This window comes from Chryseobacterium sp. POE27 (assembly GCF_039727685.1).
Classification (GTDB): domain Bacteria; phylum Bacteroidota; class Bacteroidia; order Flavobacteriales; family Weeksellaceae; genus Chryseobacterium.
Map to the genome: position 1 here is coordinate 3,654,986 of NZ_CP152475.1, position 19,998 is coordinate 3,674,983.

14 protein-coding genes and 2 pseudogenes are annotated in these 19,998 nt (G+C 38.3%); 6 read left to right on the top strand and 10 right to left on the bottom strand.

Annotation, left to right across the window (positions count from 1 at the left end; all coding sequences use genetic code 11):
* Positions 1–179 precede the first annotated feature (179 nt).
* Positions 180–839: an HAD family phosphatase gene (locus AAHI02_RS17565; protein ID WP_346984345.1), complete on the top strand. Its 660-nt coding sequence runs from the start codon at positions 180–182 to the stop codon at positions 837–839.
* Positions 840–951: 112 nt separating this feature from the next.
* On the opposite strand, the pseudogene AAHI02_RS17570 reads toward AAHI02_RS17565, so the two are convergent.
* The 9 genes and pseudogenes from AAHI02_RS17570 to AAHI02_RS17610 form a co-directional block, all read right to left on the bottom strand.
* Positions 952–2,347: pseudogene (locus tag AAHI02_RS17570) on the bottom strand (arginine decarboxylase).
* A 111-nt stretch (positions 2,348–2,458) separates the two neighbouring features.
* A complete protein-coding gene (locus AAHI02_RS17575; RefSeq protein ID WP_346984346.1) occupies positions 2,459–3,334 on the bottom strand; it encodes a tyrosine-protein phosphatase in 876 nt (291 codons plus the stop codon).
* A 69-nt stretch (positions 3,335–3,403) separates the two neighbouring features.
* A complete protein-coding gene (locus tag AAHI02_RS17580; protein WP_346984347.1) occupies positions 3,404–4,033 on the bottom strand; it encodes a thiamine diphosphokinase in 630 nt (209 codons plus the stop codon).
* Positions 4,023–4,593, bottom strand: a pseudogene (locus AAHI02_RS17585) (cob(I)yrinic acid a,c-diamide adenosyltransferase). Before AAHI02_RS17585 ends, AAHI02_RS17580 begins: the two are co-directional and overlap by 11 nt.
* Positions 4,594–4,689: 96 nt before the next feature.
* Entirely contained in the window at positions 4,690–5,406 is a 717-nt protein-coding gene (locus AAHI02_RS17590; protein WP_346984348.1) for a CocE/NonD family hydrolase, read from the bottom strand.
* 299 nt (positions 5,407–5,705) lie between these two features.
* A complete protein-coding gene (locus AAHI02_RS17595) occupies positions 5,706–6,551 on the bottom strand; it encodes a CocE/NonD family hydrolase (RefSeq protein WP_346984349.1) in 846 nt (281 codons plus the stop codon).
* A gap of 604 nt (positions 6,552–7,155) precedes the next feature.
* Positions 7,156–9,927, bottom strand: a complete 2,772-nt coding sequence (locus AAHI02_RS17600; protein ID WP_346984350.1) for a TonB-dependent receptor — start codon at positions 9,925–9,927, stop codon at positions 7,156–7,158.
* Between the two features lie 178 nt (positions 9,928–10,105).
* The gene (locus AAHI02_RS17605) at positions 10,106–10,525 is read right to left on the bottom strand and encodes an SH3 domain-containing protein (RefSeq protein WP_346984351.1); all 420 of its coding nucleotides are present in this window, start codon (positions 10,523–10,525) and stop codon (positions 10,106–10,108) included.
* Between the two features lie 6 nt (positions 10,526–10,531).
* Positions 10,532–11,026, bottom strand: coding sequence for a BON domain-containing protein (locus AAHI02_RS17610; RefSeq protein ID WP_346984352.1), 495 nt, complete (start codon positions 11,024–11,026; stop codon positions 10,532–10,534).
* Positions 11,027–11,246: 220 nt separating this feature from the next.
* Between AAHI02_RS17610 and AAHI02_RS17615 the strand changes: the two genes are divergently transcribed.
* The 5 genes from AAHI02_RS17615 (at position 11,247) to AAHI02_RS17635 (ending at position 17,802) form a co-directional block, all read left to right on the top strand.
* Positions 11,247–12,497, top strand: coding sequence for a cation:dicarboxylase symporter family transporter (locus tag AAHI02_RS17615; protein ID WP_346984353.1), 1,251 nt, complete (start codon positions 11,247–11,249; stop codon positions 12,495–12,497).
* A gap of 194 nt (positions 12,498–12,691) precedes the next feature.
* On the top strand, positions 12,692–13,414 hold the full coding sequence (locus AAHI02_RS17620) for a phytanoyl-CoA dioxygenase family protein (protein WP_346984354.1): 723 nt from the start codon (positions 12,692–12,694) through the stop codon (positions 13,412–13,414).
* 383 nt (positions 13,415–13,797) lie between these two features.
* Entirely contained in the window at positions 13,798–14,328 is a 531-nt protein-coding gene (locus tag AAHI02_RS17625; protein WP_346984355.1) for a hypothetical protein, read from the top strand.
* A gap of 583 nt (positions 14,329–14,911) precedes the next feature.
* Positions 14,912–16,846, top strand: coding sequence for a phage tail protein (locus tag AAHI02_RS17630; RefSeq protein WP_346984356.1), 1,935 nt, complete (start codon positions 14,912–14,914; stop codon positions 16,844–16,846).
* 221 nt (positions 16,847–17,067) lie between these two features.
* Complete coding sequence (locus AAHI02_RS17635; protein WP_346984357.1) at positions 17,068–17,802, top strand: DNA-binding domain-containing protein; 735 nt, start codon at positions 17,068–17,070, stop codon at positions 17,800–17,802.
* A gap of 1,485 nt (positions 17,803–19,287) precedes the next feature.
* Here AAHI02_RS17635 and AAHI02_RS17640 read toward each other — a convergent pair.
* Positions 19,288–19,998: a response regulator transcription factor gene (locus AAHI02_RS17640; RefSeq protein WP_346984358.1), complete on the bottom strand. Its 711-nt coding sequence runs from the start codon at positions 19,996–19,998 to the stop codon at positions 19,288–19,290.

Consider the following 19,998-nt stretch of genomic DNA (forward strand, 5'->3'; position numbering starts at 1 on the left):
GAATATAGGTGCTGGAAGTTTTACAAAAATGACGAAAAATTAATGCTGAAATTTTAGATCTAAATCATCTTAAATTCAAATAATTAATCTATAAAAATACGCGCTCCAATTTTAAACTTCCATCCTCCAGCTTGCCCCTTTCCAGCCAAAATTACTACCTTTGTTAAAATTTAAATTGTATGTCGTTAAGAGCTGTGCTGTTCGATATGGATGGCGTTATTGTGGATACAGAACCATTGCACAGAAAAGCCTATTTTAAAACATTTAGTGAACTGGGAATTGAGGTTTCCGAAGATTTATATGCTTCTTTTACAGGAGCTTCTACCAAAAGAGTCTGCGAAACGTTGATTAACGAATTTAATTTAAAACAGACGTACGAAGAAATTGCTGATACCAAAAGAGAATACTTCAAAGATTACTTTTATAACGATGAAGAGTTTGATTTAATCCCCGGGGTAAAGGAACTGATCGAACATTATTATGAAAACGGAATTAAATTAATCCTCGCATCTTCAGCAACGATGACAACCATCAACATGGTTTTTGAGAAATTTGAACTGGAAAAATATTTCGGCGGAAAAATCAGCGGTGCAGATCTGAAAGAATCAAAACCTCATCCTGAAGTTTTTCTGCTGGCAGCAGAAATGGCAAAAGAATCTGTTGAAAACTGTATGGTGATCGAAGATTCTACCAACGGTATTCTGGCGGCACATCGGGCAGAAATTTTCTGTGCGGCATACAGAAGCCCAAATTCTAAAAATCAGGATTATACGTTGGCCGATACGGTAGTTTCTGATTACGAAGAATTAGAATTGGATAAAATTTCAAAATACTTTTAAACAATAAAAAGGCTCTCAAAAACTTGAGAGCCTTTTATTGTAAGTTTTGGCTAAAGCCAGTTTGATATTATGATTTTTGTTAAACGGGCTAAAGCCCGTTGCTATTGATAAGCTATTTATACCCAAGAATTTTCAGTACGTCTTCAGGTTCCTGTTTTTCACGGAAAATTTCATATTGAAGTTCACCATTTTCATCTTTCTGAATCAGAATGTGTCTTGGCTGAGGCATCAGACAGTGATGAATTCCACCAAATCCGCTGATTGTTTCCTGATAAGCCCCTGTATGGAAAAACCCGATATATAAAGGTTTTGTATCACTGAAAACTGGCAGGTAAATCGCATTGGTGTGCTGTTCAGAATTATAATAATCATCTGAATCACAAGTCAGCCCGCCTAAGAAAACCCTTTCGTATGTATCTTCCCATCTGTTCAAAGGAAGCATGATAAAGTGTCTTGAAATGGCCCAGGTATCAGGAAGTGTGGTCATGAAAGAAGAATCGATCATATTCCATTTTTCCCTGTCATTCTGACGCTTTTGAGAAATAATTTTATAAATATTGGCTCCGCTTTCTCCCACAGTGAAGCTTCCGAATTCCGTGTAAATATTAGGTTCTTCAACCCCTTCTTCCTCACAGAATTTTTTAATCTGAGATACGATTTCTTCCACCATATACTGATAATCGTAATCAAAATTCAGAGAAGTTTTGATAGGAAAACCACCACCAATATTCAACGAATCAACTTCCGGAGCGATTTTTTTCAGACGTGCATAAACACGAAGACATTTGTATAATTCGTTCCAGTAATAAGCGGTGTCCTTGATCCCGGTATTGATGAAAAAGTGAAGCATTTTCAGTCTTGCATTCGGGTGTTCTGCGATCTTCTGGCTGTAATAAGGAATGATATCTTTATATCCGATTCCAAGTCTTGAGGTATAAAATTCGAATTTCGGTTCTTCCTCAGAGGCAATTCTGATTCCGATGTCAAACGTTGTGTCGATGCTTTCCGTCAGTTTATCCAATTCGCGGTAGTTATCGAGAATAGGCGTAATGTTTTCAAAACCGCTGTTAATCATGTCTGAAATTTTCGCCAGATAATCATCCGTTTTGAAGCCGTTGCAGATTACTTCAATATTTTTATCCACTTTTCCGTTATCGTAAAGAGATTTTACGATGTCCATATCATAGGCAGAAGAAGTTTCTATGGAAATATCATTTTTTAAAGCCTCTTCCAGTACGAATTTGAAATGACTTGATTTTGTACAGTAGCAATAAGTATAATTCTTTTTTATATTCGGTTTTCTCAAAAGCTTCCCTAAACCAGCTTTTCGCCTTCTGGATGTTCTGAGAAATTCTCGGCAGGTAGCTAATCTTTAGCGGAGTGCCAAACTTTTCAACAACTTCCATCAAAGGAATGTCGTGAAATAACAAATTGTTCTCAGAAACATTGAATTCCTCAGTAGGGAAATACAGCGTCTGATCAATTAGTTCCGAGTATTTTATTTTCATTTCTAAATAAGTGAATTAAGAAATGCAAAATTGCTAAAAAAGTTTGGTTTTTTAACGTTAAAATTATTATAAATTTCTAATCGCTTGTACACTGAAAATCCCTCGGAATTATCAATACGTAAACTTTTGAATATATTCTTTTCGTTTATCTTCAGTAATTCCCAATACCTCTTGAATATATCGTTCCGTTGATCCGTATTCTTTATTGATTTGATTAAAGGAAGCGTCAAGATAAGCAGTTTCTACCCAGCTTAATTTTTCCAAGACTTTAATATCCATTTTCGGGTAAAGGAAATGCAGGTTTTTCGCAAGATTGAGACGTTTGTTAATGAGTTTTTCCCGGTAGTTATTGGATAACAGATAATCGTTGCAAATCGTCTCTTTATCGAATTTTAAAACCGTTAAAATCAATGCGGTAATAATTCCTGTACGGTCTTTCCCTGCAGTACAGTGGTATAAAACAGGTTCGTTGGATTCTAAGATTTCAGTGATGATTTTCTTAATGATTTCGGGGTTTTCAGTTACATAATCTTTATAAAAGTCAAGCATCCTTTTTTTAGCCTCGGAACCATTCACTTTTCCTTTCAGTACCAATTTTCTGGCCTGATCCAGCTGGTCACCTTCATCTTCAAAAGCTGAATAATTTTTATAAGTAATCTGATCTGGAAGATGATCCGGTTTTTGAGCAATTTCTTTTGAATTCCTGAGATCGATAATTTCTTTTATTCCCAAGTTTTCAAATTCTTTAAAGGACTTGGTTTTCAATTTAAAAAGATTCGCGCTTCTGTAGAGTTTTCCTTCTTTTAACGTTCTTCCGTCGATATTCCTGATATTTCCGACGGATCTGAAATTATGGACTTTTTTAATGTTAATATCCGTTTCCAATACATTTTTCCCGTACTCAGGACTGGAAAAGTGCTGTGTTTTACACGAGAAAACACAGAATATGGAAATGATCAGAAATGATATTTTAATTAGGCTTTTCATTTTTTATTTTCCCCACAGATTTCACGGATTTGCACAGATTTTCCAGTCCGTGGATAATATGAATTTAAATTACAAATAATTTTTACCGATGAAAACCAACAGGTCTCCTTTTTCATATTCGATGGAAACTTCATCTTCAATGGCGAAATTTCTTGTTCCGATTCTTGAAGTGATATTTAAATAGCCATTAGTCAAGGGCCAGTTCAGGCCTTTTGTCGTTATATTTTCAACTGAAGGGAAAGGATACAGCGATATCATTTTACCTTTAACGTTATGTAATGTAAAACTTTTCGGAACAAAATAATATTCAGAAAATTCATCATAAAATTTGATGTCCAACTGATCTTTACATCCGAAAGCCACGGTGAGGTTTCCCAGAAAATGATCCTGTTCCCCGCCGCTTCCTCCGAGCACATCTACTCTTTGGATGCCTTTTTCAAGAATAATTTCCAAGGCTTTCTGAAAATCGGTTTTGTCCTGATCCGGAGTGTAAATGAATTTTTCATCATAAATATCTTCATCTTTCCCGGAATGCGAATCAAAATCGCCGGAAATGAAATCCAGTTTTTCTAAAGGGAAATTCAGGTTTCTTAAATAATGAAAAGCACCGTCCGTACAGGCTATTAAGCTATATTCTTCTATGCCCGGAAAGGATTTCGGCGCATCACCATTGATGAAAAGTAATGCTTTATCTTTCATTCGGGTTCCAGTATTCTTCCGGTTCGTTATTGATTTTTGAAATATATCTCGCCAGTACAAAGAGGTAATCTGAAAGGCGGTTTAAATATTTTATTAATTCGGGGCGCACTTCTTCAGATTCATTTAAAAAAACCAGCGAACGTTCTGCGCGACGGCAGATGGTTCGTGCCGCATGTAAAAAAAGTGGCCGCTTTTCCGCCTCCGGGAAGGATGAAATATTGCAGCGGGTCCAGTTTTTCATCAAAAGCATCCATCCAGTTTTCCAGCTCTTCTATTTCAGTATCCGAAATGACCAATGGCAGACGTGATTTTCCGTTTGCGAGCATCAGTTTATCAACAGGAGTTGCCGCTTCAGAACCAACCGTAAATAAATCGAACTGTATTTTTTTGAGTTGTTTTAAAACCTCTTCATCTTCAATATGGGTTTTTGCAATCCCGATGAATGAATTCAGCTCATCGATATTTCCGTAGCTGTCTACTCTGGCGCTTGCTTTTGAAACTCTCGTTCCGCCATATAAAGCGGTCTGGCCTTTATCGCCGGTTTTTGTGTAAATTTTCATACGACTAAATTACTTTTTTTATCATAAAGCCTACAAGTCTGATGATCTGAATATGAGTTCAGAATTCGCTTGCAGAGCCTTATTCGGCTAATAATTTTATTTAAGAACTTCAACTTCAATCGCGCTGTCGTCAAAAATTCTGATAAAAGCTTTTGTATAATCTTCTTTTGTTGCAAAATTCGGATTATCCATAAATTTCTGTGGATTGATGGCAAACAGCGGGAACCACGTCGATGAAATCTGAATCTGAATTTTATGTCCTTTTTTAAATGTATGAACAACATCCTGCAATCTGAAATTCACAGCCGTTTTTTGGTTCGGAACCAGAGCTTCAGCTTTTTCTCTGGAATTTCTGAATCTTGCAGGCATAATCTCGCTTCTTACCATCTGGTGATAATTTCCGTAGATCACGCCGTCTTTCTTTTCAGCAGGCTTAAAATCTTCGGGATAAATATCAATTAATTTTACGGCAAAATCTGCATCGGTGGAAGTGGACGCAATATTTAATTTAGCCATAATTTCACCTGCAAAAGTAACATCATCTGCTAAAACATCCGTTGTAAAGGTCAGTACATCAGGTCTTCTTTCTGCGAATCTTTGATCTTCCGACATATAATTTTTTGGGGTGAAACCGTTAAAATCCTTCAGATTATCAGAGCTTAAAACCGGATTGTTCGGGTCGCTGTAATATTCTGAGAATCCCCGTCCTGATGAATTTTTTAACGTTCCTCTGGATAAATAAAAGTTTACTTTTTTTTGCTTCTTTTGGCGGATAGGTAGCAAATTCTCTCCATTGTTTGGCACCGGTATCATACATCAAAGCTTCCGGTAAACCGGCATCCTGCTTCGTATTTCCTTTTAAATAATGATTAAAGAATTTCGTCTCTATATTTTTCTGATAATACGTAGCAATGCTGTCTCCGAAATAAATCTGATTGTGGAAATGTTTTCCCTGCTCATAAGCCCAGGCTCCGTGTGAGAAAGGTCCCATGACGATGGTATTTTTAGCTTTCGGGCTTGTTTTTTCGATGGTTTTATAAATATTTAAAGGCCCGGAAAGATCTTCAGCATCAAACCAGCCTCCGACAGTCATTACCGCATGATTTACATTTTTAAGATGAGGCAGCAGACTTCTTTTTTTGCCAGAATTCATCGTAATTGGTGTGGTTCATAATTTCTGTCATGAAGAAATTATCCTTATAATATTTTTCGTAGCCATCCTTTAGAGTTCCCATGTCGCGGTAGAATTTCAGGCCGTCTTCAGAAGTGGGTTTAATCATCGTATCTGTGTACCAGGCTTTATTTTCCGGTTTTGTTTTCTGAACTCCGAAAACAGGAAATGTTCTGAAGTATGCTAACATAAATCTTCCGTTGTGAAGAAAATCGTCATTCCAGAAATCTGAAATCGGTGCTTGCGGTGAAGATGCTACCAATGCAGGATGTTGTGCCAAAATGCCCACTGCAGTATAAAAACCGGGATAGGAGGTTCCGTATTGTCCGACTTTTCCGTTGTTATCTTTAATGTTTTTCAAAAGCCATTCGATGGTGTCGTAAGTATCTGTGCTTTCATCGATATCTTTCTTGGTTTTATGATCGACCTGTGGTGTCATATTCGTAAAAGTTCCCTCGCTCATATATCTTCCGCGAACATCCTGAAACACAAAAATATATTTGTCTTTCATTAGATATGAGTTGGGTCCAAGCTTGGTTCTGTATTCATTTTCTCCATAAGGGGCGATGCTGTAGCAGGTTCTCTGCATCAGAAAGGGATATTTATTTTTATTGGAAATATCTTTCGGAATATATACCGACGTGAAAAGCTTCACCCCGTCACGCATCGGAATATACATTTCCTTTTTAATGAAATTATCTTTTACAAAAGTATCGGGCTGTTGTTTATCCTGTGAATTCCCAAAAACAAAAAGGAAAACCAACAGAATGGAAAAATGAATCTTCATTACACAAAATTTGTGGCTAATTTAATCATAAATGATTTTAATTACTGTCTTGTTCAAATGAAATTCTGAAAAGGACTGCTTCAACCTGTTAAAAACAGCATTCAGGCATTCAGTTGAGACCATCAACCATTTCGATGAAGCCGTCAAGCATTTCGAATAGGCGATCAATTGGTCCGGAGAAGTAATCAATCGGTCCGAAGAAGCAATCAACCACTCCGAAGAAACAATCAACTAGTCCGAAGAGGCGATCAACCACTCCGAAGAGGCAATCAAGTACAATTTGTTATATTTCAGTGCTTTATGGCTTTGTTTATTTAACCACAAAAGTTCCAAAAGATTAGAACTTTCTATTTTAACCGATTTTTATAAAAAGAAAAGTTAACAATAGTTTTTAAAAATCTTTGATTTTTATTCTTTTGAAAGCTTTGATTGGCTCATAAAACTTTTTAAACTTTTCTTTTGCGACTTTTATGGTTACATTTAATATTAGTTTAAACATAGGTTTAATGTTAATTAAAACCGTACTTCCATTTTTTACAATCATATGCTAACATAAAAAAAACATCCCCTAAATGGGGATGCCCGCAGTGTAAATAATTTTAATTTACTTGTTTTGTGTTTTCTTGCCTGCGAATTTATTGAGCTTCATGGTTAGTGAGAACATCACATAGCGTTTTAGGATGAGATCATCACGATCTTCAAAATAGGTGTTTGATATAATTCTTCTTACACTTTGGTTTTGATTCAGAACATCATACACTTTTACTTTTGCTGTCAGCTGTTTGTTGAAGAATGAATAGCCTACGCTGGTATTCCAGAAATAAAAATCCCTTTTGAATCCCGGGGCAATATTCGTATTGGTATTGTACTCCAGGTCGTTTCCGAGAACAAGCCTGCTTTTAAAAATATAGTTGGTAAGTTCCAGCTTAAGGATCTGATTGCTTGTGTGTACATTGTCTATGCTGTAGTTTTTATACTTAGAAAAATTATATCCTAAGCTATAGGAAGGCTTTATCGTAAGCTTTTCTTTAATCTCGTAGGTTAAGTTCAGTCCCGGATTGATACTGTAGGAGCTGCTGGTAAATTCCTGACCGTTGATGAATCCTTTATTGAAATTATAATTGGTGTTGAATCTCGGATTGATCGTCAGTTTGTTTTCTTTCCATTTAAATGTTTTACTGAAGCCTCCTCCCAGGTTGAAATTTTTATTCCCGCTGATATTGGCGTATGTTATCAGCTGCCTTCCGTTTTCGTCGAATGAGGAATAATTGATGATATCATTGTTCTTATAGGTAAATCCAATATTCAGATAATAACTGATAATCTTTACCATATTGAAATTGTTGAAATAAAGATAAGTGGTGTTGCGCCATGTATTTTTCAGATCAGGATTTCCCTGGAAAGCAATCAGCGGGTTTGAAATATCACGGTAAGGTGTCAGCTGGTCCGCAGTAGGAATACTAAAATCTGAGAAATGATACAGGTTTAATCTTTTGTTCTGTGAAAACTCATAGTTCAGTCCCACGTTGTAGCCGGGAAGGGCAAAGTTTTTCTCCAAATTATAATTCTGATTCGTGAAACTGGAATTCAGATCCATGTTTGAGAAATCTACATTCACAGATCCCCACGCGCTTATTTTCTTTTTATTGATTTCAAAAGATAATTCAGGTGATATCTGATCAATCTTCTGATTCATGCTGTTCGACAATATATCGTTGTAGTCGGAGTACTGTTGGGTAGCAGCATTGAAATCATTTACATCCCTTATATTTCTCGTATTGGCTGAATTGTAGCTGATGCCCAGGCTCACATTCACAGAATCTGATACAGGTTCAGAATACCCCATACTGAACCGGTAGTTGCTGTTCTGATTTTTCTTTACGGAAAACTGGTTTCTGTTATCAAAAGACTGGGGTTGTGTATAGAAAATATTTTCAGACCTGTTCAGTAAGTTTTCTTTATTTTCAGAGATGCTGCTGTTCAGGTTAGCATGCATTTCTCTTCCTTTTTTTCTGAATTTCTTTGAAAAATAAATATTAGGATTAAATGAATTATTCTCTGAGTCGGTTTTGGTATAATTGTCACTTGTATTCAGCAAATCGTTATCTTTCAGGGTGCGTGAACTTGATGTACTGAAGTTGTGCAGCTCATTTCTTGAAAAGGAAGGAGAGAAATAAATACTCGTTAAAGAATCTAAACGGATTCTTGCCGAAAGATCAAAATTATATTGCCCCGATTCATTTTTGCCATTGCTTTCAGAGTTGGTTTTTAAAGTATAATCGGGAAGCAGTGTTGTTCTGGATACTTTAGAACGTGTTTCGAGATTATTATTGATATGGATTAAACTTACATTGTCCAGATCGGTATCTTTCCCGAATTTATCACTGTAATTAACCCCGATAGTAGTAGATTTCTGTATGCCTTTTGTGTTGTTTCCGCCTTGCGTAAAATAGGTGGTTCCTCCGCTGGTAACCACAGACCCGCCCTGCATTAGCCATGAATTCCTTCCGCGCCCCATGCTGTCAAACACTTCATCACTGGAGAATCCCTGGGAATTGATATTATTTGAAGCGGCCAGTATGCTGATCTTGGTGTCGTTTTTAAAATAGCTTAACAATCCGCTGCCTTCATATCTTTCGTCGGAACCGTAGCCCACCGTGAGTCTTGAAATAAGTCCTTTATTTTTTTTCTCATCGATATTGAAATTGATCGTAGCGTTGTTGGATTTTGATGCTTTTCCGCTCAACTCTTCTTCTTTCGTTTTTGTGGTGGTGAACTGAATATTTTTAATGATATCCGCCGGAAGGTTTTGCAGCGCTATTTTGCCGGTTTTATCAAAGAATGGTTTTCCGTTGATGGTAATCTGGTCGACTTCTTTACCGTTGATGGTGATTTTTCCGTCGTTATCTATTTGCACACCGGGAATCTGCTTCAGAAGTTCCTCCACTTTACTGTCGGGGCGTACTTTTATAGAAGAAGCATTAAACTCAATCGTATCCTTTTTTATCTTAACAGGTGAGGCGGAAAGTTTAACTTCCTCAATATTGGTCACAGAGTTTTTTTCCAGTTCAATGTCGCCAAGAGAAAATGACTTTTCTATTTTTTCCAGATGTTTAGAAAAAGAAATCATTTTATCTGCGTCTACCTTTAAAATGCTGGGTTCGTTGAGTTCGTCCGCTTTAAGGGAAAATCTGCCTTCACGGTTGGTGGCAGTATAGTTGATGATGGATGAGTCTTTTTCTTTAAGGAGATAAACAGTAGCGTTTTCAATGCCTTTCTTTTCGAAGTTGATGATCTTACCGTCAATATTTATTTTTTGAGCGTTAAGAATCACAAAGTTAAGGGTCAGGATCAGCAGTAGTGCTATTTTCTTCATGCAACAATGATTATTAGAGCTGCAAAAGTATAAAAAAAAGTCACCTAATTCACGCGATATAGAGTTAAATAGAGTTAATCTTTAGGTTGTAATATCTAATAACCTGTTAATATCATAATAAAAACACAAACATCCCTGTCAAAAGGGATGTCTATAAATTTTTATGAGTAAAATAGGTTTAAGCTCTCAGGTATCTTGAATAGGCATACCCTTCGTGTCCGTCGGAAGTTTTTACTTTCCACCAGTCATCGGAAGTTTGCTCGATTAAAGTGATAGAAGAACCTTTGGTTACTTTGCCGATAATTGCGGCATCTGTAGAAGGTTCCTGTCTGATATTCAGATTAGAGTCATCTGTAGCTACCGTAAGCGCCGTACCTGCCGCAAGGCCTGAAACCTGTACATCAATATTAATGTCTGAAGCAGAATAGGTAGAATCAATCGTTCCCAGAGCATTCCAGACAGCATCTTTTGCTGCAGTATTTGAAGCGCTTCCCGAAACATAAAGAATTCCGTCCTGTTCCTGAACCTTAAGGTCAGAGATTCCTGCAGACTGAGCGGCAGAAACCACCCCTGAATATTTATCTTGTAATGTGCTCATGACTTTTTATTTAACAGTGTAATTATAATTTACTTTTCCAACTTTTAAAGCATCTACGGATTCTTTAACTTTTCTTGCATCAGAAGAAGAGACATTTCCTGTAAGAGTCAGCTCTCCATTGATGACTTCTACTTTCACTCCCGGTATATCTTTTACGGCATCTTTTACCTTCTGTTGTACGGCAGGATCTACGGCAGATTGTGTTTCTACCGGAGCTGTTGCAGCAGCAGCAGCAGGAGTCACAGTAGCCATATCGTGAACATCTTTAATACCGTTAATAGCTTTAAGCTGTTTGATCATGGCATCTTTTTCCTCCTGGGTTTCAAAAGTACCGCTCAGGTGAGCAACACCGTCCTTTATTTCCACGGAAGCTCCGGGATTAGCAGTTACTACCGTAGTAGCCTGGGTTTGAAGATCAGCATCAGAAACTTTCTTTTTACAGGAAACTGATCCGAAAGATATAGCTACAGCCATTGCAGCCATTGCGATTGATTTTTTCATAGTAGTATATTTTGATTTGTTATTATGCCTAAATGTAATAATAAAATTTATACCAAAAGATAAAAACAGGGTTCAATTTTATTAAATATTCGGTGTATCGAGCAAATCAGGCGCCGGTGAAATTAATTGTTACGGAATTAATTTATTAAAGCTAATCTGCGGAATGTGGGCTTGGAAGCAATTGTAAAAATATTATATTTGCCAAACTTGAATTATTCATATGAAAGGACAGAATAAATTATTTATAGCCATTATCATTGCCCTTATTTTGGGTGTGGGAATTGGTGGATTTGTACACGTGCAGTATCCCGAAAGTGCAGAACCTTTTTCCAAAAATATAAAGCTCCTGGGAACTGTTTTTATCCGGCTGGTACAAATGATTATTGCTCCCCTGGTTTTTACGACTTTAGTGGTAGGAATCGCTAAGATGAGTGATATTAAAATGATCGGAAGAGTAGGTACAAAGGCAATGTTGTGGTTTATCTCTGCCTCTTTGGTGTCTCTTTTTATCGGGTTGATTTTAGTCAACTGGCTGGAACCGGGACATGTTACCAAATTACCGATTCAGGATGCGGCTTCAGCGGAGGAACTGCTGAAAAGCAGTGAAGGTTTCTCAATGGAAGACTTTGTAAAACATGTTATCCCTAAAAGTGTTTTTGAAGCTTTTGCCACCAATGAAGTGCTGCAGATTGTAGTCTTTTCTATTATGTTTGGGATTGCATTGGCCAATCTGGGTGATGAATATGCACAGCCTGTCGTGAAACTGTTTGATATCATTGCACACGGAATCCTGAAAATGGTAGGGTATATCATGTGGTTTGCACCATTGGGCGTTTTGGGAGCTATTGCTGCAGTAGTGGCAACCAATGGTTTTGAAATTTTTAAAGTGTATGCCATTTACCTCAGGGATTTCTTCTTTGCTTTAGGAATCCTGTGGCTGGTTCTTCTCTTGGTAGGATATTTAATCATCGGTAACCGTCTTTTTGAATTATTAAGAAGAATTAAAGAGCCATTGCTTATCGCCTTTTCAACCACAAGTTCCGAAGCGGTTTTCCCGAAACTGGTGGAAGAACTGGAAAGATTTGGATGTAATAATAGGGTAGTATCATTCATTTTACCGTTGGGATATTCATTCAATCTGGACGGAAGTATGATGTACATGACGTTTGCATCCATTTTCATTGCACAGATCTACGGAATTGAAATGACCATCGGACAACAGATTACCATGCTTCTGGTTTTAATGCTCACTTCAAAAGGAATTGCCGGAGTACCACGGGCTTCCCTGGTAATTATTGTCGCCACATGTTCCATGTTTGGTATCCCGCCGGAAGGAATTGCTTTGATCTTGCCGATCGACCATTTCTGCGATATGGGAAGAAGTATGACCAACGTTCTCGGAAATGCATTGGCAACCTCAGCCGTTTCCAAATGGGAAGGGCAGCTTGACAATCATGGAGGAAATTTGTAAAATATAAATTTCAGCTTTGCTGGTGAATGGTCAATAGTGAATGGTAATATTCATTGTTGACCATTTATTTTTTCCTCACCCTAAATCCCTCTCCCGAGGAGAGGGATTTAGGGTGAGAAAAGTATTACATCTACATTCTGAAAGAAATGAAGGGAAGTATGAATGATAATCACAGAGATAATAAAACGTAAGTAATGAATAATATACAAAATCACAAAAGTTTATTAAAAGAAAAAGGATTTACCGTTATCAACAATATCTTTTCCAATCATGAGGTAGAAAAGATAAGTGAGGTTATTCAACATATAGACCCTTCCAAAGAAACCTTCAGGAAATCAGAAGATCTTTTTGCCATTCGACAGTTTCTGAAAGAAATTCCTGAGGTGAAGGATTTAATCTTTAATGAGAATATTAAAAGCATTGTCAAAGATATTTTCGGGAGTGATTATTTCGTGGTGAAAAGTATTTATTTCGATAAACCTGAAAAGTCAAACTGGTACGTGGCTTATCATCAGGATCTTACCATATCCGTTGACAGAAAAGCCGAGCTTCCCGGTTTTGGCCCATGGACTACGAAACAGAATCAGTTTGCCGTTCAGCCGCCATTAGAGATTCTTGAAAATATTTTCACCATCAGAATTCATCTGGATGATACGGATGAAAACAACGGGGCTTTAAAAGTAGTGCCTAGATCTCATGCTAAAGGAATTTACAGACCGGAAACCATCGACTGGTCAGTAGAAACTGAAGAAATCTGCAACGTAGATAAAGGAGGAATCATGATTATGAAGCCTTTGATTCTGCATGGCTCCAACCGTACAACAAATGGGAAGAAAAGAAGAGTGATTCATATTGAGTTTTCAGACCGGGAACTTCCTGAAGCATTGAACTGGTCTGAAAGAATGGTCATCAATTAAAAAATGCTGTACTCTGGCGGCTTACTAAAATTTGCAGGAGACTATTGAACTTATTTTGGTAAACAAGTCCTTTTTTTCTGAAACTCTTTATTGATGGGCTTTGGTGAGGAATGGTTGAACATCACAAAAAAAGTAGTCTATCGTAGACTACTTTTCTCAGCTACAAATGTAAACAAATTCTTTTTACTTCCAAACACAACAAATTGTTTTCTAATTCCTTAGTTTTGTTCATCATGAAGTCTTTAAAGAAAAATATGGCGTAAAACGGGCTGAATTTTACACCCTTTTTTTACCTGTTTTTTAAGAAGCTTCGCAATGGTGAGCCTTGTATGTAAAAAAGTAGTCTACGATAGACTACTTTCTTACAAAACATGAGACTACAAATGATATTTCCCTCAACCCTCTCCCTCACACGCAAAAGCGTGGTTTTGCTGTGCTTTTTAGTGGTCTTGGTATCATCATTTTTAAGCGCTCAAACTTTTTTACAATCTGATTCTGTAGTCTTTGTATCCGAAGACTCGTATCTCTATGCAGAATCTCCAGTATATATTTCCAGTCAAAACCTGAGAAAAGCATCTTTTAAGAAGTGGTCTAGGGTTTTGATCAAAACATCTTGTCCCAAAGTTTCCCATAAGAAGTTCACAAGTAGTCCAACGGAAAACACGTGTTATAAAATTAGTCCAACAGGCAAAAATACCTTTGGACTGTTTTCTAATTCATCTTCAATAGCTGTTATCGGAAGCTCTTCTCCGATAAAGCTTCAGCATAAAATAATACCATCTTTCTTTTTTATGTTGATAAGCGCAAGAAGGGATCAGGAAAAAAATATTCATATTACTTTTCCTCCTTTTCAAATTATACGCATTAGCATCAATCATTTCGGTCGTCCTCCGCCCAATTTTAAACACGGATAACACGAATGTTTTATCACAAATGACACAAATTGTTGAACGCCAATAAAAACAAATGCTTTAGTAAAGGAGATTATCCACTCTGTTTGTCATCCCGTAGGGATCTCAGCAAAGAAAATCACACAATATTAGTGAAATTAGTGTTCAACCATTAGTGGCATTCGTGTTTCGTCAATTCGAGTGTTTTTTCGTAACAAGGTGAAGAAAAAATGTATCGAGAATGAAATTTATCCTCAAACTCACAAACTTCTCGATATGATTTTTTCAAAATCTACTCGAAGTGACGAGCCTGCCGAAGCTATTATTGAGTCGGAGGGTTTGAGAGTGGGAGGGTTTTAGGGTTGGAGGGGAATATGGGAGGGTTTGAGAGGGGAATAGTGGCTTCGAGTCACCTCAGCCACCAGGACTCTCCCACGCTCAAACTCTAAAACCCTCCAACTCTAAAACCTCAGTGTTCTCTTATAAGTGCAACGCCTTTGTGAAACTTAAAAACACATCATAGATAAAAAAAATCTTTGTGTACTTAGTGTTCGAATAAACGCCGACTAAGTCACCAAAACATAAACAAACTCATAAATACAAAACAATGAAACAATTAATTACAACAGCTGTTCTGCTCTTCAGTATGACAGCATTCGCTCAGGTGGGGATTAATAATACATCTCCAAAAGCAACCCTTGACATCACTGCCAAAACAAACGGAACCAAACCTGAAGGATTGATCATCCCGCAATTATCCGGTAGTGATATCCGTACGGCAACAGCAGCAGGAGTCTATGGAACAAACCAGAAGGGACTCATCGTGTATGCATCTGCTGCCGATTCGGCTCCCGCAGGGGCTACTGCCAATATTACTGCTCCGGGATATTACTATTTCGATGGCAGTATATGGCAGAGGATCTTGGGAAGTTCTTCAGGAGACACCACCAATGATTCATGGACTAATGATACAGCCAATACTATGGTAAAAATTGGGACAAAAGCGGATGGCACGGCAAGAGCAACAGGAACAGATTTTATAGTCAAGGATAACGGTTATGTTGGAATTGGAACAACTTCACCAAAAGCGCCACTACATTTAAGCTATAATAATGCAGCTTCTGCTATAACAACGTCATATCTTACACCAGGACTGGTTTTGACAGGACCTAGTACAGGTTCCGGGCCAGGCATTTACTTTGAAGCACAAGATAATAATACGGGAAATCGAATTATGAAGATGCATCTTTCTAAAGATGGTTCAGGAGATGGATATCTTAATTTTGAATCTGTAACAGATAATGCCAGTGGAGTTGTAAAAAAAATAATGGCTTTAAGTAATAATGGCAATGTAAATATTGATAATACATTTTATGTAGATGCTGCCAGTAGCAAAGTCGGAATAGGAACATCTACTCCGAAATCTTACCTTCATGTATCATCGCCCGCAGGGCAAACAACTCCAATTGCTGCTTTTTCTATCGTCAACTGTGGTTCGGGATGTAGTCAGGGTACGGCAAAAAATATCGTCCTTAATAATATACATACAAACAATAGCCTTTTTGGCTCTATTGACTTTGTTCCGGGGACAGATCCATTGGGTGATTCTGGTGCTTCTATACAGGGGATCGACAGGGATGCTACCAACAATTACGCAGGGCTTTCATTCTTCACAAGAAATGCAACCGATTATGATTCACGTATGGTGATTAAATCATCTGGTAATGTGGGAATAGGAACTGCTGCCCCAAACACTAATGCTGCACTTGATATTAGCAGTACCACCAAAGGTGTAAAACTACCTTCTCTGGCTCTTACAGCTACCAACAATGCAAGCCCATTAAGCGCACATGTTGCCGGAATGCTGGTGTACAATACCGCTACAGCCGGTACAGCACCCAATAATGTAGTACCCGGTTTATATACCAATGACGGCACCCAATGGATTTTATTGCAAACACCACAGACGGTAAACGTAAGTGCACCTGCCGGTACGGTAAGTTATACTGCTGCCAGTACAGTCCCTGCAGGATATCTGGAATGTAACGGAGCTGCTGTAAGTCGTACAGGATATGCTACATTGTTTGCTGCAATTGGCACTACTTATGGAGCAGGAGATGGATCTACCACTTTTAACCTTCCCGATTTGAGAGGAGAGTTTATAAGAGGCTGGGATCATGGAAGAGGAGTGGATACTTCCCGTTCATTGGGAAGTGCACAAAGCAATAGTACAAAACTTCCCAATACCAATTTCACAGGAACCACTTCTTCCTATACTCATAATCATGGCGTAGGAAATGGTACCAGTAGCACAAATACTGTTAATGCAGGTAGTTATGGTCTTATTAGAAGATCGGCTTCAGGGGAAAATGTTACAGCTCCTAACGCGGATACAGGTTATTCTGGAACTGAGCCAGACCTTACTAAATCGCCTCTGGTAATCCCTAATGATAGCCATAGCCATACTGTGAACGTTGACGGAGGAGGCGATACTGAAACTCGCCCGCGTAATATTGCCCTTATGCCTATTATAAAATTCTAGTATAGTTCACAGATTTGCAATCCTATACTTGATATACATGCTGGCGCGAGCGTCTCGCTCGTGCCGGTTTTAAGCAAGATTCAGATATAGTGTGGTCACGAGCGTGACGCTCGCGCTAGCAAACCGACAACAATTACTTTAATTAATCCTAACCCTAACAGGGCTCTCAACCCTGTTAGGGTTTAAATAACAAATTTAAAAACCATTTAAAATCAACAACAATGGCAACAATTCTTCACAGAATCAAAGCGTATCTGTACGATAACGTTTTAACAAAAGACAATCCTAATGATTTCACGGCACGCACCGCAAGCGAGCGCAGTCTCAATGTACAGCAGATCTGCCAGTCAGCCGCCAACCGTGGAGGAGCAGATATTTCTGCTTCGGCAATGGAGCATGCGACGGAGCTGTTCCTGAAAGAAATGGCGTACCAGCTTTGTGATGGGTACTCCATCAATACTGGTTATTTCACGGCTAATACCACCATTCGTGGGGTATTTGATAGTCCGTCGGAGACTTTTAATAAAGATAAGCACAGCATCATCTTCCAGTTCAACCAGGGAGAAAAGCTGAGGGCTGAGATTCCTAATATTGAAGTCGAAATCCTGGGTGTGGCAGAGGCTTCTGCCGCAATTTTACAGGTGGCGGACGTGAAGAGCGGTTCAGTGAATGACCTTCTTACTCCGGGCAGAAACCTGAAAATTGTGGGCAGCAAGATTAAAGTCACCGGTGATGATGCTTCGGTAGGAGTCTATTTTGTAGACGCTACAACACAGGAAAGAACCAAAGTAGAGCAAAGTGATATCGTAACGAACAATCCTTCGGAGGTTATGGTGGTGATTCCTGAACTAGCAGCAGGAACTTATACTATTGAAGTGCTGACGCAGTATTCGGGCAGCCAATCTTTAAAAGAGCCACGTACTGCTACTCTGGATAAGCAACTGACGGTAGCGTAAGACCAAGGGGATTGCTTCGGTGCAAGCAATGTGATTGTTAGGTAGCTAGCAAGGGTCTTACTACGAGGCTAGCAAGCTGCCTGCTTCGGTGCTAACACGAGGCTTGCAACGTACCATGCAATCGGATTGCAAAAAGAAGAAGCTCTTTTCCGGCCGGCAAAGGAGCAGTTCATCATAAAAGCCGGCTAGTATCATTTTTTTGTGTGCGCTCCGGTCTGGGTTTTGGGTCCCGGCCGGAGTTTTTTTGTGGAAGGGTTTTGAGTTTGAGGGTGAGAGTGTTTTTGAGTATCTGAGTATGGGAGTTTCTACGGAACGACAAAGAGTTGTAAAATGCAGGTGACTGAGGATCTCGAAGTCACATCCTCCTACATCATGGAAAATTAATTTTAACGCCACGAGCGCAAGGTTTTATTTGAAATGATTGCGTATATTTTTGGTTCGCAAAGGCTTTAAAACTCAGAAAATGACAGCAAAATCTAATATTTAATTGTTTTTGAACGCCAAGCCCACTAAGATTTTTTGAAAGTATAATGCTTATTAGTTTCACAAAGCCGCTTCACTTAAAAGAGAACACCAAGCCAACTATTCTACCGGAATGATAAAGTGGGCGCGGACGGGTCTGAGGATTTTTGAGTAACGACAAAGAGTTGTAAAATGCCGGTGACTGAGGGTCTCGAAGGCCCGCATTGAATGGGTGATTTAATAATAATTTTGTTATTATTGTTGTTGACAGGATTTTATCCTGTCCTGATTTAAATCGTCCCTTCGGGACTCGGCCTGACACCGTATATCACACTGTTTTTGAACACGAAGCTCACTAAGTTTTTTTGAAAGTATGGCGTATATGTAGTTTCACAAAGCCGTTTGACTACGTCGAATCTTTGATTTCACTTAGAAGAGAACATCAAGCCAACTATTGTAATGGCTGGCTGCAGTTGATAATATAGACAACTTAAAAATTCCACTCCTCCGGAAGGGTGGCGAAAATTCAAAGAATTTTTGTCGGGGTGGTTCAAGAATACTTCCTGCACAATGACCTCCATTTTAACCACTTCGATTGTGTAGGCCCGAATCTTTCCATGCTAACGTTAAAAGCTATACTGAGATTCCTACCGGAATGACAAAGTGCGTGTTTAAGTTGGGAGAGTTTTAGGGTCGTAGGGGTGTAGAATGGGATCTTGGTGGCTGAGCGGAGCCGAAGCCACCAAACTTTTTAATAGTTGCTATCATTTGCTGAGCGTTATAGTTTATGCTGAGCCTGCCGAAGTACCTTTGCGCTCGAAAGAATATGCGTACAGTAAATGCCTCTTGCGAACGTTGCGCTAATAAATACAGAGAGATTCTTCACTCCGCTTTGCTACATTCAGAATGACACAGCAGCGTTGTAAATAAATAGTAGTGGAATGGAGTTTATTCTGCGACGGAATTCAAAGGATATCCATTTATTATTAGAGTCTCTCCTCTATAAGTAGAGGTTTTAGGTCATTACTTGTATTTTTCCACGACTTTATTCAGATATGCTTTGTATTTTTCGCTGATGGGAATTCTTTCATTTCCGATCATCAGATTGTTTTTTCCGATGCTTTGAATGTGTTGAAGCGAAATGATATGAGAATTATGAACCCTGATGAAATTTTCTGAGTTGATCTTCTCGATGATGGATTTCATGGTCTGATGGATAATCAGTTTCCGGGTTTCCGTATAAATAATAATATAATCTTTCAGCGCACTGATGCGGGTAATCTCGCTTAGATTAAGTTTTACATCTTCATTGTTGGAACGCACGAAAATAAATGATTCTTTAAAAAAAGCCTGTGTATTTTTTTCGTGTACTATTTTTGAATTATTAAGCTTGTTGTAGCTTTTATAAACCGCCTTCAGAAATCTTTCAAAAGAAAAAGGTTTCAGCAGATAGTCGGTAACATCCATTTCGAAGCCCTGCACGGCACAATCGTCATAGGCAGTGGTAATAATGACGTCAGGAAGTTTACTGAAACTTTTTAAGAATTCTATTCCGGAAATATTCGGGAGATTAATATCAAGAAAAATGAGATCAACATTTTCCGTTTGCAGTGTCTGAATGGTTTCCTGAATGTCATAGCAGTTTTTTACCAGATTCAGAAGCGGAATTCTTGATATATATTCTTCAATCACGTGATGAGCAAGTTCTTCATCGTCTACTATGATACAATTCAT

Excerpts from the sequence above, each read along its gene's own strand:
- AAHI02_RS17565 (WP_346984345.1), top strand. The coding sequence starts at position 180 with ATGTCGTTAAGAGCTGTGCTGTTCGATATGGATGGCGTTATTGTGGAT.
- AAHI02_RS17575 (WP_346984346.1), bottom strand. The coding sequence starts at position 3,334 with ATGAAAAGCCTAATTAAAATATCATTTCTGATCATTTCCATATTCTGT.
- AAHI02_RS17580 (WP_346984347.1), bottom strand. The coding sequence starts at position 4,033 with ATGAAAGATAAAGCATTACTTTTCATCAATGGTGATGCGCCGAAATCC.
- AAHI02_RS17590 (WP_346984348.1), bottom strand. The coding sequence starts at position 5,406 with ATGATACCGGTGCCAAACAATGGAGAGAATTTGCTACCTATCCGCCAA.
- AAHI02_RS17595 (WP_346984349.1), bottom strand. The coding sequence starts at position 6,551 with ATGAAGATTCATTTTTCCATTCTGTTGGTTTTCCTTTTTGTTTTTGGG.
- AAHI02_RS17600 (WP_346984350.1), bottom strand. The coding sequence starts at position 9,927 with ATGAAGAAAATAGCACTACTGCTGATCCTGACCCTTAACTTTGTGATT.
- AAHI02_RS17605 (WP_346984351.1), bottom strand. The coding sequence starts at position 10,525 with ATGAGCACATTACAAGATAAATATTCAGGGGTGGTTTCTGCCGCTCAG.
- AAHI02_RS17610 (WP_346984352.1), bottom strand. The coding sequence starts at position 11,026 with ATGAAAAAATCAATCGCAATGGCTGCAATGGCTGTAGCTATATCTTTC.
- AAHI02_RS17615 (WP_346984353.1), top strand. The coding sequence starts at position 11,247 with ATGAAAGGACAGAATAAATTATTTATAGCCATTATCATTGCCCTTATT.
- AAHI02_RS17620 (WP_346984354.1), top strand. The coding sequence starts at position 12,692 with ATGAATAATATACAAAATCACAAAAGTTTATTAAAAGAAAAAGGATTT.
- AAHI02_RS17625 (WP_346984355.1), top strand. The coding sequence starts at position 13,798 with ATGATATTTCCCTCAACCCTCTCCCTCACACGCAAAAGCGTGGTTTTG.
- AAHI02_RS17630 (WP_346984356.1), top strand. The coding sequence starts at position 14,912 with ATGAAACAATTAATTACAACAGCTGTTCTGCTCTTCAGTATGACAGCA.
- AAHI02_RS17635 (WP_346984357.1), top strand. The coding sequence starts at position 17,068 with ATGGCAACAATTCTTCACAGAATCAAAGCGTATCTGTACGATAACGTT.
- AAHI02_RS17640 (WP_346984358.1), bottom strand. The coding sequence starts at position 19,998 with ATGAATTGTATCATAGTAGACGATGAAGAACTTGCTCATCACGTGATT.